The organism is Deinococcus sonorensis KR-87 (assembly GCF_040256395.1).
Taxonomy (GTDB): Bacteria; Deinococcota; Deinococci; order Deinococcales; family Deinococcaceae; genus Deinococcus; species Deinococcus sonorensis.
On record NZ_CP158299.1, the window covers coordinates 2,324,793 to 2,340,116 of the forward strand.

Sequence of the window (15,324 nt, forward strand, 5' to 3'; positions counted from 1 at the left end):
GACCTCATGACCGACCTGACTTCCCTGCGACAGACCTACGCCCGGGGCGAACTGCGCCGCCAGGACCTGCGGCCCCGGCCGCACGAGCAGTTTCAGCGCTGGCTGGAAGAGGCGCTCGCCTCGGACCTGCCGGAGCCGTACGCCGTGACGCTCGCCACCGCCGACGAGGCGGGCCGCCCCAGCGCCCGCACCGTGCTGCTGCGCGGTGCCGATGAGGCCGGGCTGGTGGTGTACAGCAACTACGAGAGCCACAAGGGCCGCGACCTGAAGGTCAACCCGCAGGCGGAACTGCTGTTCTACTGGCCGCAATTGGAGCGGCAGGTGCGGGTGTACGGGCCGGTGGAGCGGCTCACCCCGGACGAGAGCGACACCTACTTTCACCAGCGCCCGCGCGAGAGCCAGCTGGCCGCGCATGCCAGCGACCCGCAGAGTGCGCCCATTGCCAGTCGGGCCGCGCTGGAGGCTGCCTTCTCGGCGCTGCATCAGCGCTTTCCCGAAGGCCAGCAGGTGCCGCGTCCGGAGTTCTGGGGCGGCTACCGGCTGCGGCCCCTGATGTACGAGTTCTGGCAGGGCCGGCCCAACCGCATGCACGACCGCTTCGAGTACCTGCGGGCCGGCGACGACTGGCAGATCACCCGCCTGATGCCCTAAGGGCCTCTGGCCGGGAACTCTGGCGCGGCCTTCTCGTACCGTGCTGCATATGGCGACCGAACTGCACCGTGGCGAGCGCCGCCGCCTGACCGAACTCACCGCCAGCCCCTCGCTGGAGGTCCAGCTGCTGCACGACCTGCCGGGCGCCGACGTGAGCGTCTTCGGCCTGAACGCCGACCGCCGGCTGCAGGACGACCGGTACTTCGTGTTCTTCAACCAGCTGCAGTCGCCGGAAGGGGCCATCCGGCTCACGCTCCACCCGGATGGCCGCGGCGGCACCATTCAGCTGGACCTGTCCCGCCTGCCGGCCTCGGTGGAACGGCTGGTGTTCGTGCTGACCAGCGATGACGCCCCGATGTCGCGGCTGGGGCGGCTGAACTGGACGCTGGGGGACCCGGCACCCAAGGTGGAGGTGCAGCTGCGCGGTACCGATTTCGGCCCGGAGCGGGCGGTGATGGTGGCCGAGCTGTACCGTCACCAGGGCGAGTGGCGCGTGAGTTGCGTGGCCCAGGGCTTTGCCGGGGGGCTGCAGGCGCTGTTGGAATACTTCGGGGGAGAGGTGGCCGCGCCGGCAGCTGTGGTGCCGCCCGCAGCGCCTCCGGCTCCGGCGCCCCGGCAGGCCCCGCCTGCTCCGGCGGTCCGGTCCGGGTCCCCCACGCCCGCCGACGGCTTCTATACCATCGGGCAGTTCCTTCAGCAGTCGGCCGAGGCAGACCGCCCCGGCGAGGTGTTTGAGCTGGAGAGCAGCAAGATGCTGGAAGTGAAGGTGCGCGGGCGGGTGTGGAGCAAGCTGGGCGCGATGGTGGCGTACAAGGGCAACCTGAGCTTCCGGCGCGAGGGCATGCTGGAAGGCGGGCTGATGCGGGCCCTCACACGGGCGGTGTCGGGCGAGATGGAACCGCTGGCGAAGATCGAGGGGCAGGGAGTGTGCTACCTGGCCGATCAGGGCAAGGACATCACCATCATCAACCTGCAGGGTGACAGCCTCAACGTCAACGGCCACAGCCTGCTGGCCTTCGAGGACACGGTGCAGCATGACGTGACGATGCACCGCAGCGTGGCGGGCATGGTGTCGGGCGGACTGTTCAGCGTGCGGCTCCAGGGCCAGGGGATGGTGGCGCTGCTCAGCCACGGGCACCCGCTGACGTTGCGGGTCACGCCGAACGAGCCGGTCTACGCCGACCCCAACGCCACCATCGCCTGGAGCGAACGGATCAGCCCCCAGCTGAAGGTGGACCATTCGCTCAAGACCATCTTCGGGCGGGGGGGCGGCGAGACGCTGCAGATGGTGTTCCAGGGCGACGGCTTCGTCGTGGTTCAGCCGTACGAGGAAAATCTGCAGTCCGGCGCCAGAAGCTGAGGGGACAAGGAGAAAGGGCCACACGTTTGTGTCATGCGGCCCCTTTTAAGATCGTTTACTTCCTCGGTGGATTATTGCCCCGGCCGCCTCCGGAGGGATTTCCGGTAGTGCTGGGTCCATTGGCCGGACGTCGATTACTTCCGCTACCGCCCTTACTTCCTCCACCATTACCAGTGTTGTTCATAGGCTCCTCCTTGTTTTTGTTTCAGAGAGCAAAACGCTCCGCCTGCACCTAACGACCTAACTTAGGAAATACGCCATACAAGTCATACCCAACATTCGCCTGCACCTACAGAATGCCGCTCAGGTACTCGGTGATGCTGGCCTTGATCGGCATGTAGTAGGCGTGGCTGCCGCTGGCCTGCGCGAACTGCAGCAGGGTGCGGGCGAACTCGCGGTTCCACGCCAGGGTCGGCTGGAAGTCGCGTGGAAACACGGCCTTGTTGCGGTTCTGCCAGTAGCTCAGGCTGCGCTCACTGGTGACCGAGGTGGCGCCCCAGAACACCTCGCACTCCGGCAGCAGTTCGGCCCACAGCTCCATCAGCCGCAGATCGAAGAACGGCTGGGTGAACAGGCCCACGGCGCCCGCCTCCAGTTTGGCCTCGGCATAGTCGCGCTCGCGGGCAAAGCTCTGGCGGTAGGGGTCCAGCCCGGCCCACACCCTGACCTCCGGCAGCTCTCGCCGGAACTTGCGGATGATCTCCAGGCTGGTCACGTCGTAGGTCCGGTGGCCCATGTCGGCGGGCGGGTCGCCCTCGATCACCAGCACCTCCCGGATGCCGTGCTGCTGCAGATGGTCCGCCATGGCGAGGGGCCTTCTCGGATCGATGTCGATGGCGCGGATGTGCGGGATGGTCTGGCCGATGACCGGCCGGACCTGGGCGCACGCCTGCCAGGAGCGGGTGGGGTAGCGCAGCAGGTCCGGAACGTTGACGGTGCAGATCTGCCCCAGATGCTCCCGGATCTCGGCCAGTTCCCGGTCCAGCGTGGCCTGATCGCGCGGCACCAGTTCGATGGAGACGCGGGTGGTGCGGGGCGTGGTCGCGGCCGGCGCGGCGGTGGGGGAGGACAGCAGCGACTCAGACACGCACGACCTCCACCGCCGGCGCGGGGGCCGGGTCGTAGGCGAGGTTGGGCGCCAGCCAGCGCTCGGCCTCCTGCACGGTCCAGCCCTTGCGGCGGGCATAGTCGGCCACCTGATCCGGCCCGATGCGCCCCAGCGCGATGTAGCGCGCCTCCGGGTGCGCAAGGTACAGGCCGCTCACGGCGGCGGCCGGGGTCATGGCGCAGCTTTCGGTCAGCGTCATGCCGATGTCCTCGGCGCCCAGCAGCTCAAACAGGGTGCGTTTCTCGGTGTGGTCCGGCTGGGCCGGGTAGCCGGGGGCCGGCCGGATGCCCCGGTAGCGCTCCTTGATCAGCCCCTCATGGTCCAGCTGCTCCTCCGGCGCGTAGCCCCAGTGGTTGCGGCGCACGTCCTGGTGCAGCTTCTCTGCGAAGGCCTCGGCCAGCCGGTCGGCCAGCGCCTTGACCATGATGCTGCTGTAATCGTCGTGCTGCTGCTCGAACTGCTGGGCCAGTTCCTCGGCGCCGTGGATGCCCACCGCGAACAGGCCCACGAAATCGCCCGCGTCGGCCACAAAGTCGGCCAGGGCGGCATTGGGGGTGGTCTGCTCGCGCTGCTGGCGCAGGGTGTGCAGGGTCGGTGGGGGTGAGGCGGTGGCCGCCTCGCGCAACTCGTCCGACAGGACCTCGCGGGTCTGCGGCTGCACGTGCAGGTCCAGCACGATGTCGTCGCCCTCGCGGTGGGCCGCTTCCAGCCGGATCACGCCGCGCGCCGTGAACAGCCGCTCGTCCACGATGCGCCGCAGCAGTGCCTGGGCGTCGTCGTAGAGCCGCCGCGCTTCCGGGCCAGCCTTGGGGTCGGTCAGGATGCGCGGGTACACGCCCGGCATCTCCCAGGCGATAAAAAATGGCGTCCAGTCGATGTACGGCAGCAGCTCCGCCAGCGGCTGCTCGATGACGGTGCGGCCCGGCTGCCGGGGGGCCGGGGCCGGGGCATGCGGCAACTGCGGCGCTCGGTGCCGCGCCTCCTCCAGCGGAATCAGCCGGACGGTCCGGTCACCGTGCCGCTCACGCAGCTGCTGGTACTCGCTGGTGATGCGCGTCACCACCGCCTCCGGCTGGGTCAGCAGGTCCTGCACCACGGTCACGGCCCGGCTCGCGTCCAGCACGTGCACCACGGTGCTCGAATACGCCGGGTCGATCTTGACGGCGGTGTGGGCGCGGCTGGTGGTGGCTCCGCCGATGATCAGCGGGGTGCTCAGGCCGCGCCGCGTCATCTCGCGGGCCACGTTGACCATCTCGTCCAGGCTGGGGGTGATCAGCCCGCTCAGTCCGATCACGTCGGCCCCCAGGTCGCGGGCGGTGTCCAGGATCCGCTCGGCCGGCACCATCACGCCCAGGTCCGTCACCTCGAACCCGTTGCAGGCCAGCACCACCCCCACGATGTTCTTGCCGATGTCGTGAACATCGCCCTTCACAGTGGCCAGCACCACCCGGCCCTTGGTGCTGCCGCTCTGCTTCTCCGCCTCCAGGTAGGGGGTCAGCACCGCCACCGCCCGCTTCATGACGCGGGCGCTCTTGACCACCTGCGGCAGGAACATCTTGCCCGCACCGAACAGGTCGCCCACCACGTTCATGCCGTCCATCAGCGGCCCCTCGATCACCGCCAGCGGACTGCCCAGTTCGCGATAGGCCTCCTCGGCGTCCGCATCCACGTAGTCGGTGATGCCCGCCACCAGCGCGTGCCGCAGCCGCTCGGCCACCGGAGCGTCGCGCCAGGCGTTCACCGCGCCCGCCTCGCGCTTCACGCCCTTGTAGCTCTCGGCCAGCTCGATCAGGCGCTCGGTGGCGCTCAGGTCGGTGCCTCTGGGGGTGCGGGCCAGGATCACGTCCTCCACCGCTTCCTTCAGCTCCGGCTCGATGTCCTCGTACACCGCCAGCATCCCGGCGTTCACGATGCCCATGTCCAGCCCGGCGCGAATGGCGTGGTACAGGAAGACGCTGTGCATCGCCTCGCGCACGTGGTTGTTGCCGCGGAAGCTGAACGAGACGTTGCTGATGCCGCCCGACACCAGCGCGCCCGGCAGGTTCGCCTTGATCCAGCGCGTCGCCTCGATGAAGTCCAGGGCGTAGCGGTCGTGTTCCGGCAGGCCGGTGGCCACCGTCAGCACATTCGGGTCGAAGATGATGTCGCTGGGCGGAAAGCCCGCCTGTTCGGTCAGCAGGGTGTACGCCCGCTGCGTGATCTCCTTGCGGCGCTCCAGCGTGTCGGCCTGTCCCTGCTCGTCGAAGGCCATCACCACCGCCGCCGCGCCGTAGCGCCGCAGCAGCCGGGCGCGTTCCAGGAAGGTCGCCTCGCCGTCCTTGAGCGAGATGCTGTTCACGATGGCCTTGCCCTGCACCCGCTTCAGGCCCGCTTCCAGAATCTCCCACTTGCTGGAGTCCAGCATCACCGGCACGCGGCTGATGTCCGGCTCCCCGGCCAGCAGGTTCAGGAATTTGACCATCGCCGCCTCGCCGTCCAGCATGCCCTCGTCGAAGTTCAGGTCAATAATTTGGGCGCCGTTCTCCACCTGCTGCCGCGCGATCTTGAGGCCCGCGTCGTAGTCGCCGCTCAGGATCGCCTTGGAGAACTTCGGGCTGCCGGTCACGTTGGTGCGCTCGCCCACGTTGATGAAGTTGGTCTGCTCCGTGACCTTGAACGGCTCCAGGCCGCTCAGCCGCAGCTGTTGCGGCAGGGTGGGCGCCCGGCGCGGTGGAAAGCTGCCGACCGCTGCCCGGATGGCGCGGATGTGCTCCGGCGTGGTGCCGCAGCAGCCGCCCACGATGTTCAGCAGCCCCTCCTCCGCAAAGCTCTTCAGGATGGCGGCGGTCTGCTCGGGCGTTTCCTCGTACTCGCCGAAGGCGTTCGGCAGCCCGGCGTTCGGGTGCACGCTGACCATCCGGCCGGTGCTCCCCGCGATCTCGCGCAGGTACGGGCGCAGGTGTTCGGCCCCCAGCGCGCAGTTCAGCCCCAGACTCAGCAGCGGGGCGTGCTCGGTGCTGATGGCGAACGCTTCGGGTGTCTGGCCGCTCAGGGTGCGCCCGGAGGCGTCCGTGATGGTGCCGGACAGCATGATCGGAATGGGCCGGCCGAGCCGCACCGCCACCTCCTGCACCGCGTACAGGGCGGCCTTGGCGTTCAGCGTGTCGAAGACCGTCTCGATCAGGATCAGGTCGGCGCCGCCTTCCATCAGCGCCTCCACCTGCTGCTGATAGGCCAGATTCAGATCGTCGTAGGTCACAGCCCGGAACTCCGGCCGCTCCACGTCGGGGGAGAGGGTGGCGGTGCGGTTGGTGGGGCCGACCGACCCGGCCACGAAGCGTGGCACACCGTCACGCGCCTCGAACTCGTCGGCCACCTGCCGGGCCAGCCGCGCGCCCTCCCGGTTCAGCTGTGGCACCAGTCGCTCCAGCCCGTAGTCCGCCTGCGCGATCACGGTGCTGGAGAAGGTGTTGGTGCTGGTGATGTCCGCGCCCGCCTCGAAGTACTGGCGGTGGATGTCCTGGATGATGTCGGGGCGGGTGACATTCAGCAGGTCGTGGTTGCCCTTGTACTGCCGTCCCGTCTCGAAATCCGGCTGGCGGTAGTCGTCCTCGCCCAGCCCGAGCGGCTGGATCATGGTGCCCCAGGCCCCGTCCAGAATCAGGATGCGCCTCTGTGCCTCGGCCGCGATGTCGCGGGGTGTGCCGCCGGTCTGTGCTGTCATGCTTGCCCTCGGTGTCGGTGGTGGAGCCGGTGCCTGAATGCGGACCATCGGTCCCCGCCGGAGCTGGATCAGGGGTCCGGTCATCGTTGACGGTCCTGCGGGGCTGGCGGAAGCACCGTGCTGCAATGAAAGCCGGTTGCCGCGCCGTCGGCTGCCGGGGGCAGCACAGAGGGCCAGGTCCCTCGGGCGCTTCTGGATGAGCCGTGCCGCTTCAGCACGAACGGTCCTCAGTATAGCGGGCCGGGCCGCAGCGGAGCAGGCAAGGCCAGACAATCGCGGCACAAAGCAGAAGGGAGTGGCCGTAACTGGCCACTCCCTTCTGGTTTCCGGTGCTTCAGTCCGTGGTGCCGGGGCCACCGTTGCCGCCCCGGCGTCCACGGCGGCGGCGGCGGCGCTTGCTGCTGCTCTCCGCGCTCTCGGCCTGGACTGCGGCCGGCTGGGCCTGCGCCTGCACCCGCGGCTGGGCACTGCTGGCGCCGTTGCGGCCCTGGCCCTGATAGCCGCCGCGGCCGGGACCGCTGCTGTTCCGGACCGGCTGGCCCTGCGGCCGGCCGCTGCGGAAGTTCCCGCTCCGGCCGCCCCCGTTCTGGCCTTCCTCCGGCGGCATGTTGTCCATGGTCCAGTCGCCGAAGTACATACGCTGCACCGTCACGTTCACCGGACGCAGGTGCTCGTTGCGCGGACGTTCGAGCGTGATGATCCGGCGCTTGCCCCCCCCACCGTTGCCGCCGTAGTTGCTGCGCGGACGGTCCGGCTGACGCTCCCGGCGGCCCTGGGCCCCGTCCGCCTGCGGCTGGCGCGGGCGGCCACCTTCCGAACGCGGGCTGCTGCCCTGTTCCTCGGTCGGCTGGGCGTCGGCGGGACGCTGGGGGCGGGTGCCGTTCACGATGATGCTCAGCTTCTCGCGGCGGGCCACGTCGCGGTCTTCACGCCGACGGGCGCGGGGTTTGGGGTCGTTGCCGTCCATGCTGCTCTCCTGTTTGAATTCGATCTGCCGGGCCAGCGGGTTGACCGAGGCGATCTGGATGCCGATGCGCTCACCGATGCGGAAGACGCGGCCTCCGCTGCGGCCCTTGAGGATGCCCGCATCCTCGATGTAGATGAAGTAGTCGTCCTCCAGGTTGGAGATGTGGACCTTGCCCTCGACGCCGTTCTCCAGCGCCACGAACAGGCCACTCGCCACCACGCCCGACACGAAGCCCTCGAAGGTCTCGCCCAGGTGTTCCTGCGCCCACTTCGCCTGGTAGTACTTGGTGAGGTCGCGCTCGGCCTCGGCAGCGGTGCGCTCGCGTTCCGAGGTGTGGGTGCCCATCTCGCCCAGCCGGGCGTGCATCTGGGCCTTGTCGCGGTCGGTCAGCTCTCCGCTCAGCGCGGCCTTCAGCACCCGGTGCACCAGCAGGTCCGGGTAACGCCGGATCGGCGAGGTGAAGTGCAGGTACTCGTCGAAGGCCAGACCGAAGTGCCCCAGGTTCTCGCCGGCGTAGCGGGCCTGCTGCATGCTGCGCAGCAGCAGCGTGTTGACCGCCGACTCCTGGCCGGTGCCGCGCACCTGCTTGAGCACCGCCTGGTACGCCTGCGGGGTCGGCTCGCCGCCGGGGAAGGCCAGCCCCAGCCGCCCGATGGCCGCCGTGACCTCCTGGAAACGGGCCAGGGTAGGCTCCTCGTGAATGCGGAACAGGGCCGGGATGTTGCGCTCGATCAGGTGGTTGGCCACCACCTTGTTGGCGAGCAGCATCAGGTCCTCGATCATGCCGCGCGCCGTCTCCTCGCGCACCGGGATCAGCTGCATGTGGCCGTCGGGGCCCACATCCACCTTTACCTCGCGCAGCTTGAAGTCCAGCGAACCCTCACGCAGGCGGCGCTGACGCAGCCGGCTGGTGAGCTTCAGCAGCAGGTGCAGGTCGCCTTCCAGGGCGCGGGCGCGCTCCGGCAGGGTGGCCACCGCCTCGCTGTAGGCCTGCACCTCGTCGTACGTGAGCCGCGCCTTGCTGCGGATGACGCTGGGCGCCAGATGCACGTTCAGGATGTCGCCCTCGATGTTCAGCTCGATCAGGGCCGACACGGTCAGGCGGTCCTGATCCGGCACCAGGCTGCACACGCCGTTGCTGAGGTGCTCCGGGAGCATCGGCAGCACCCGGCCCGGCAGGTACACGCTGGTGGCGCGGGCATACGCTTCCTCGTCCAGCGGGGTGCCGGCCCGGACGTAGTGCGACACGTCCGCGATGTGCACGCCCAGCACGAAGTTGCCTTCCGGCGTGGGCTGAATGTGGATGGCGTCGTCGAAGTCCTTGGCGTCGCGCCCGTCCACCGTGAAGATGTTGTACTCGCGCAGGTCCAGTCGGCCCGAGAGCGCGGCTTCCGGAATTTCCACCGGAATGGCTTCGGCCTCCTGCAGCACCTCCGGAGGGAACTCGTCGCGCAGGCCGTACTTGACCACCACCGCCTGCGTCTCGGTCTCGGGATCGTCCTGCTCGCCCAGCACCCGCACCAGCTGACCGTAGACCTCGTCCTCGCCGGTCGCTTCCGGCCAGTACAGTTCGGTCACGAGGCGCGCGCCGTCCGGCAGCCCCTCCAGCCCTTCCGGCACCAGCATGATGCGGTGACGGGCGCGGGTGTCGTCCGGCTTCAGGAAGGCGTAGCCGTGGGCGTGCTCCAGGCTGCCCACCAGCCGCAGGTTGGCGCGCTTGACCACCCGCACCACCGTGCCACGCGGACTGTCGCCGCGCCGGCCCTTGCCCTCCGGGCGGATCAGCACCGTGTCGCCGTTCCAGGCTTCCAGGGTGCTGCCTTCCGGAATGTAGTAGTCGTCCTCGCCGCTGTCGGGAATCACGAACCCGAAGCCGCCGCTTGACGCCTGGTAGCGTCCGCGCACCAGGTTCATCGCTTCCGGCAGACCGTAGGTCCGCTTGCGGGTGCGGATCACGAGCCCCTCGCTCACCAGCTCGCTCAGCAGCGCCTCAAGGTCGTTGCGGTGCTCTCCGAGCCGGTCGCGGCCCTGGCGGGTGAAGCTGCGCTCGAAGTCGCGGACATGCACCGGTCGGCCCAGACGACGCAGCTGGTCTACCACCAGCTCGCGGGCCGGATCCGAATCGGTGGAGGTCTCCTGGGTTCCTTCGGCCTCGGCCGGCTCTTCGGGCGTCAGTTCCACCGGAGCGGCGGCCTCGGTGGCGCGGGCCTTGCGTCCGGTGCGGCGGGTCCGGGTGGGGGCCGGAGCCGGTTCCACCGGCTCGCTCACCTGATCCGGCTCGCTCGGCGCACTCTCCAGCGTGACCGGCTCCGGCTGCAGCGGCTCAGCGCTGCGGGTCCGGCGGCCACGACCACGGCGCGGCTGCGGCGCAGCGGCCGGAGCCTGCTGTTCCGCTTCAGGCTCTTCGGCCACGTCCGGCTCACCGGCCTGGACCGGCTCGGGCAACCGTGGCTCGTCACCCGGTTGATCGGTGGTCTGGGCGCCGGTTTCCAGCGCCTCGGGCGGGGCGTCCTGCACCACGTCTGCGGCCTGACGCGGCTTGCGGCCACGCCGCTTGGGCACCGGAGTGATGGTCGGTTCAGCGGGGGCCGCTTCCGCCGCCACGGCTTCCCCCTCCGTGACCTCGGCCTCAGGTTCAGCGTGCACTTCCGGCGTGCTGGCCTCGGCCTGGACTTCAGCGGCACGGGGTGCGGCCTTGCGGCCACGCTTCGGGGCCGGCGCCGGCACGTCCGCTTCCGGCGTGGCCGGGGTCACTTCGATGACGGCCGGTGCCGCTTCGGTCTCGGCGACCGTGGCGGTGTCCGGTGCGGGAGTCGCTGCAGCCTTTCGGCCACGGCGTGCGGGCTTGATGGGGGAGACCGGCTCGTCCGTGGCCACCGGGGCCACGTCCGGAGCGGTCTGAATGGGCGCGGCCTTTCGACCACGCTTCGTCGCCGGCTTGACCGGCGCTTCTTCGGTGACGCTCACGCTGGCTTCAGGGGCCAGCACAGCGGCAGGCTTGCGGCCACGACGGGCCGGCGTCTTGACTTCATCGGTCTGTTGCGCGGTGGTGGCTGTCTTCTTCGCCCTCTTGTCGGGGGTCGCGTCAGGCTGCACTGCCCCGCGCTCCTTGCTGCTTCTTGGCATTCAGCACCTATGGGTCCACTCGCAGAGCGCTGCGCTCAGAGGCGCATGGGGGCGGCTTGCCAGCCCCGTCCACTCTGACGAGAGGTTGCTTGTCTCGGGCCTGCGCGCGTGATCGCGGCGCTCCTTGCTGCCCGGAAGCTTCTTCAGTGTACCACGCCGGGCCGGCTTCTCAGGAACCTGGGTCGCACAGTTGACCGGCACGCCCCTCAGGCCAGCGGGGTCAGCTGTCCGCCCAGCGGCGCGTGATCGGAGAGTCGGGCGGCCCGGTCCACCCACAGGTTGGTCAGCCGCACGCCACTGGTCAGCAGGTAGTCGATGCGCCAGCCCACGTCGTTGGCGTAGGCGTTGCCCCGGTTGCTCCACCAGGTGTAGGCGGCCGTTTCTCCCAGGTGATCGCGGTGACTGTCGCGCAGCCCCAGCCCCAGGAAGTCGGTCATCCAGGCGCGCTCATGCGGCAGAAACCCGCTGCTGTTCTGGTTGCCGCGCCAGTTGTGCAGATCGATGCGCTGGTGCGCCACGTTGAAGTCGCCGCCCAGCACCAGCGGGCCACGCTGCAGGGCCGCCACGGTCCAGGTGTTCAGGACGCCCAGGCTGCGGTCCTTGAACTGCTGGCGCGCCTCTCCGCTGGACCCGCTGGGCAGGTACAGACTGGCGCACTGCACGCCCTGCACCGTGGCCACGATCAGGCGGCCCTCGTCATCCAGCGCTTCATCACCGAAGCCGGTCTGCACCCCCTCCAACGGATGACGGGCCAGCACCGCCACGCCGCTGTAGCCGGGTTTTCGGGCCGGGTGCCACGCCGAGTGGTAGCCGAGCGCCCCAAACACCTCCGGCATCGGGTCGGCCCGCACCTCCTGAAGCAGCAGCACGTCCGGCCGATGCTGCTCCAGCCAGGGCAGCAGCCCCTTGCGCAGGGCACTTCTCAGGCCATTGACATTGAAGGTATACACGCGCACGCCGCCCAGCATACCGTGGCCCCGCCGCCCCGGGATTTTCCCGCTGGGGGCGTCTCGCGGCCACCCTTAGAATTTCTAAATGAGACCGGTGCGCGTGCGTGCTGGCGCTACTCTGTAAGTATGTCAGACGTCCTTTTTCGCAACGAAGCCGACGGCAGCCGCTTCGAGATGACCCATCCCCGAGCCGGCCAGGTGCTGGCGGACGTGCGGGAATGGGCCGAGCACAACGGATTCGAGCAGGTGGTGTTCTGGCGCGATGCCGACGACAGCAGCAAGCTGTGGGTGCAGCTGGGCGAGCACCGGCTGAACTACTGGATTCCGGAACTGACCTTCAGTGAAGGCCAGCACGAGCAGGTCGAGATGCAGCTGGATTACGCCCGCGGCGCGCAGCGGCGCAGTGCCGCCGGCTTCGAGAAGTTCGACCGCTGAAGCCGGCTGCTCATCCCCGGGCACTACACTGGAGGCATGAAGCGTCTGTATGCCCAGTTGCGTGAACCCGTCAACAGCCTGACCCACTGGGCTGGCGTGGTGCTGGCGGTGCCGGTGCTGGCCGGGCTGCTGTGGTACGCCCAGCGGCACGGCCTGGGCGCGTGGCCCTTTGTGGTGTTTGGCCTGAGCATGGCGGCGCTGTATGCGTCGTCGGCCACCTATCACAGCCTGCGGGTGGGCGAGCGGGCCATGCTGTGGCTGCGCAAGCTGGACCACAGCGCCATCTTCCTGCTGATCGCCGGCAGTTACACCCCGCTGGCGTGGTACGGCCTGGACGGCCTGTGGCGCGAGGTGGTGCTGTGGGTGATCTGGGGCATCGCGCTGAGCGGCATCATCCTGAAGCTGCTGACCATGCGGCTGCCGCGCTGGATCAGCACGTTGTTGTACGTGGGCATGGGCTGGATCGCGCTGGCGTTCGTGCCGCAACTGGCCCGCAACCTGCCGGCGGCCGCGCTGGTGTGGCTGGGTGTGGGCGGCGCGCTCTACACCATTGGGGCCGTGGTGTACGGCACCAAGCGCTGGAACCCGCGCCCCGGCGTGTTCGGCTTCCACGAGATCTGGCACCTGTTCGTGCTGGGCGGCACCGGCGCGCACGTGGCCATGATGTTCGCGCTGCGCTGAGGGATAGGGGAGCCGGGCAGGGTCTGCGGGCCTCGCCCGGTTTTCTGCCATGATCGAGCGGATGACTGCCTCTCCTGACCGGGCCGCGCCCTCCACCGTTCGTTTCGATGCCGTGCTGTTCGACCTGGACGGCGTGCTGGTGGATTCCGAGATGCTGGCCAACCGGGTCTGGCTGGACCTGCTGGCCCAGCACGGCCTGACCTTCACCTCCCAGGAATTTCTGGAGCGCTCGGTGGGCAGCAGCTTCAAAGTGCTGTACGAGGGCCTGAAACGCGACTTCGGCTGGGAGCGGCCCGCCGATTTCGATGCTCGCTCGGATGCGGCGCTGGCGGCCGCCTTCGAGGGCGTGCTGCCGATCGAGGGAGCTCCGGAGACGCTGCAGGCGCTGGCGCGCGCGGGCGTGCCCTACGCGGTGGCCAGCAACTCGCGCCGCGACCGGCTGGAGCTGAAGGTGCGGGCGGCCGGGCTGGAGGCGCTGCTGCCGCACCGGCTGGACCCCGCGCTGGTCGGCGGCCACGGCAAGCCGGCGCCGGACCTGTATCAGGCGGCGGCGCGGCAGCTGGGGGTGGCGGCGGCCCGCTGCCTCGTGATTGAGGACAGCCTGACGGGCGTGCAGGCGGGTGTGGCCGCCGGAGCGACCGTCTGGGGCCTGCTGGCCGGCGGCCACACCCATGGCGGCACCGGCGCGCAGCTGCAGGCGGCCGGGGCGAGCCGGCTGCTCTACAGCCACGCCGAGCTGCGCGGGGCGCTGGGCCTCTAGCGGCGGCTTTCCATCTCGGCGGTCACGCGCAGGCCGGTGGGGGTCTGGGCCAGCCCACCCTCGGCCGTCTCGCGCAGCTGCAGCGGCATCATCCGGCCCACCTGGGCCATGGCCGTCACCACCTCGTCCGGCGGAATGAAGCTCTCCAGCTGCGCCAGTGCCAGTTGCGCCGCACTGACGGCGTGTACCGCGAAGAAGGCGTTGCGGCTCACGCACGGCACCTCCACGTAGCCGCCCACCGGGTCGCAGACCAGCCCGATGGTGTTCATCAGCGCGAGGCTGGCCGCGTGCACGCAGGCGCGTGGAGTGCCGCCCAGCAGCTCGGTCACGGCGGCGGCGGCCATGGCGGCGCTGCTCCCGATCTCGGCCTGACAGCCGCCCGCCGCGCCGGAAATGAACATCTGCCGAGAGATGGCCTGCCCCACCCCGGCCGCCAGCACCATCGGCATCACCAGCTGCTCGTCCGGGATCTGCAGGTGGTCGGCCACCCCGATGAGCGCGCCGGGAATGGTGCCCGCGCTTCCGGCGGTGGGGGCCGCCACGATGCGGCCCATCCGGGCGTTCTCCTCGTTGACGGCCATCGCGTAGGCCTGCACCCGGCGCATCAGCGGGGCGTTCAGGCGGTCGGGCGCGTCCCACAGACCCTTGGCGTTCCAGCCGACCATGCCGGTGGTGCTGGGCGCGGCTGAGGCCAGCCCGCGTTCAATGCTGCGCCGCATCTCCCCGATGCGCTCCAGCATCGACTGCCGGACCACGGCCTCGCTCAGGCCGCTGTCCTGACAGTCTTGTTCCAGCACCCACTGACTGGCGGGGGCCGGCGCGTCCATCAATTGCTGCAGGGTAGGACTCATGCGGCACCTCCGTCCATCACGCTCGGCAGCAGCCTCAGCCACTGCACCTCCTGCCAGCGGCTCAGGAAGGCCAGCGCCTCCTCGCTCAGCGGGCTGTCCAGTTCAATGACCAGCAGGGCGTCGCCGCCGCGCTTCTGGCGGGTGCAGCCGAGCGCCGCGATGTTCACGCCGTCCGCCGCGATCAGCGAGGCCACCCGCGCGATCACGCCCAGGGCGTCCGGGTAGCGCAGCAGCAGGGTGGGTGAGTTGCCGGCGAACGACACCCGGAAGCCGTCCACCCGGATCACCTCCACCACGCCGCCCCCGGTGCTGCTGGCGGTCATGCTGACGCGCTCGCCGCCGGCACCCTCCAGTTCCAGCCGGGCGGTGTTGGGGTGCACGTCGCCCAGATCGATTTCATTGAATTCCACGTCCAGCCCAAGCGTGGGGGCCAGCGTCAGGGCATCCGGCAGCCGGGGGTCGTCCGGCGGAAAGTTCAGCAGTCCGGCCACCAGCGCCAGCTGGGTGCCGTGGCCGCGTCCGGTCTTGGCAAAGCTGGCGTGCAGACCGATGACCGCCTTCAGGGGGGCGGTGCCCAGCAGCGCGCGTGCCAGCAGGCCGATGCGGCAGGCCCCGGCCGTGTGGCTGCTGCTCGGCCCGATCATCACCGGGCCGATCATATCGAGCAGACTCATGCCATAAGTATAGACAGCTTCCGGTGACGGTGAGGTGGGCCAGTGCGCGGTACCGCAA

At 69.7% G+C, this 15,324-nt stretch carries 11 protein-coding genes and 1 pseudogene; 6 read left to right on the forward strand and 6 right to left on the reverse strand.

The features are described from left to right. Positions 1-6: 6 nt before the first annotated feature. From pdxH to ABOD76_RS16715, 3 genes and pseudogenes are all read left to right on the forward strand, one after another. A complete protein-coding gene (gene pdxH / locus ABOD76_RS16705) occupies positions 7-651 on the forward strand; it encodes a pyridoxamine 5'-phosphate oxidase (RefSeq protein ID WP_350243094.1) in 645 nt (214 codons plus the stop codon). A gap of 49 nt (positions 652-700) precedes the next feature. Next, positions 701-1,141: pseudogene (locus ABOD76_RS16710) on the forward strand (TerD family protein); the annotation flags it as partial. A 189-nt stretch (positions 1,142-1,330) separates the two neighbouring features. After that, positions 1,331-2,011 (forward strand): AIM24 family protein, encoded by a 681-nt coding sequence (locus tag ABOD76_RS16715; protein ID WP_350245294.1) that lies wholly within the window; start codon positions 1,331-1,333, stop codon positions 2,009-2,011. Between the two features lie 289 nt (positions 2,012-2,300). Here ABOD76_RS16715 and ABOD76_RS16720 read toward each other — a convergent pair whose 3' ends face one another. The 4 genes from ABOD76_RS16720 to ABOD76_RS16735 form a co-directional block, all read right to left on the reverse strand. Next, a complete protein-coding gene (locus tag ABOD76_RS16720) occupies positions 2,301-3,098 on the reverse strand; it encodes a methylenetetrahydrofolate reductase (protein ID WP_350243095.1) in 798 nt (265 codons plus the stop codon). Then, on the reverse strand, positions 3,091-6,822 hold the full coding sequence (gene metH, locus ABOD76_RS16725) for a methionine synthase (protein ID WP_350243096.1): 3,732 nt from the start codon (positions 6,820-6,822) through the stop codon (positions 3,091-3,093). The genes ABOD76_RS16720 and metH overlap by 8 nt, the downstream gene beginning before the upstream one ends. Before the next feature lie 334 nt (positions 6,823-7,156). Next, positions 7,157-10,915 carry a ribonuclease R gene (rnr, locus tag ABOD76_RS16730; RefSeq protein ID WP_350243097.1) on the reverse strand — a complete coding sequence of 1,253 codons (3,759 nt, stop codon included), beginning with the start codon at positions 10,913-10,915 and terminating at the stop codon, positions 7,157-7,159. 206 nt (positions 10,916-11,121) lie between these two features. After that, positions 11,122-11,883 carry an exodeoxyribonuclease III gene (locus tag ABOD76_RS16735; RefSeq protein WP_350243098.1) on the reverse strand — a complete coding sequence of 254 codons (762 nt, stop codon included), beginning with the start codon at positions 11,881-11,883 and terminating at the stop codon, positions 11,122-11,124. 108 nt (positions 11,884-11,991) lie between these two features. Between ABOD76_RS16735 and ABOD76_RS16740 the strand changes: the two genes are divergently transcribed. From ABOD76_RS16740 to ABOD76_RS16750, 3 genes are all read left to right on the forward strand, one after another. Then, positions 11,992-12,300, forward strand: a complete 309-nt coding sequence (locus ABOD76_RS16740; protein ID WP_350243099.1) for a hypothetical protein — start codon at positions 11,992-11,994, stop codon at positions 12,298-12,300. 36 nt (positions 12,301-12,336) lie between these two features. After that, on the forward strand, positions 12,337-12,981 hold the full coding sequence (gene trhA / locus ABOD76_RS16745) for a PAQR family membrane homeostasis protein TrhA (RefSeq protein ID WP_350243100.1): 645 nt from the start codon (positions 12,337-12,339) through the stop codon (positions 12,979-12,981). 61 nt (positions 12,982-13,042) lie between these two features. Continuing rightward, positions 13,043-13,741 carry an HAD family hydrolase gene (locus ABOD76_RS16750; protein ID WP_350243101.1) on the forward strand — a complete coding sequence of 233 codons (699 nt, stop codon included), beginning with the start codon at positions 13,043-13,045 and terminating at the stop codon, positions 13,739-13,741. On the opposite strand, the gene sdaAA is transcribed toward ABOD76_RS16750, so the two are convergent. Together sdaAA and sdaAB are read right to left on the reverse strand one after the other, a co-directional pair. Next, positions 13,738-14,592 carry an L-serine ammonia-lyase, iron-sulfur-dependent, subunit alpha gene (gene sdaAA, locus ABOD76_RS16755; RefSeq protein WP_350243102.1) on the reverse strand — a complete coding sequence of 285 codons (855 nt, stop codon included), beginning with the start codon at positions 14,590-14,592 and terminating at the stop codon, positions 13,738-13,740. The two genes, ABOD76_RS16750 and sdaAA, sit on opposite strands and share 4 nt — an antisense overlap. Then, on the reverse strand, positions 14,589-15,266 hold the full coding sequence (sdaAB, locus tag ABOD76_RS16760) for an L-serine ammonia-lyase, iron-sulfur-dependent subunit beta (protein WP_350243103.1): 678 nt from the start codon (positions 15,264-15,266) through the stop codon (positions 14,589-14,591). The genes sdaAA and sdaAB overlap by 4 nt, the downstream gene beginning before the upstream one ends. Between the last annotated feature and the right edge of the window lie 58 nt (positions 15,267-15,324).

Bases quoted from the DNA above. Each gene is read 5' to 3' on its own strand.
- rnr (WP_350243097.1), bottom strand. From the start codon at position 10,915: ATGCCAAGAAGCAGCAAGGAGCGCGGGGCAGTGCAGCCTGACGCGACC.
- sdaAA (WP_350243102.1), bottom strand. From the start codon at position 14,592: ATGAGTCCTACCCTGCAGCAATTGATGGACGCGCCGGCCCCCGCCAGT.
- ABOD76_RS16740 (WP_350243099.1), top strand. From the start codon at position 11,992: ATGTCAGACGTCCTTTTTCGCAACGAAGCCGACGGCAGCCGCTTCGAG.
- sdaAB (WP_350243103.1), bottom strand. From the start codon at position 15,266: ATGAGTCTGCTCGATATGATCGGCCCGGTGATGATCGGGCCGAGCAGC.
- metH (WP_350243096.1), bottom strand. From the start codon at position 6,822: ATGACAGCACAGACCGGCGGCACACCCCGCGACATCGCGGCCGAGGCA.
- trhA (WP_350243100.1), top strand. From the start codon at position 12,337: ATGAAGCGTCTGTATGCCCAGTTGCGTGAACCCGTCAACAGCCTGACC.
- ABOD76_RS16750 (WP_350243101.1), top strand. From the start codon at position 13,043: ATGACTGCCTCTCCTGACCGGGCCGCGCCCTCCACCGTTCGTTTCGAT.
- pdxH (WP_350243094.1), top strand. From the start codon at position 7: ATGACCGACCTGACTTCCCTGCGACAGACCTACGCCCGGGGCGAACTG.
- ABOD76_RS16735 (WP_350243098.1), bottom strand. From the start codon at position 11,883: ATGCTGGGCGGCGTGCGCGTGTATACCTTCAATGTCAATGGCCTGAGA.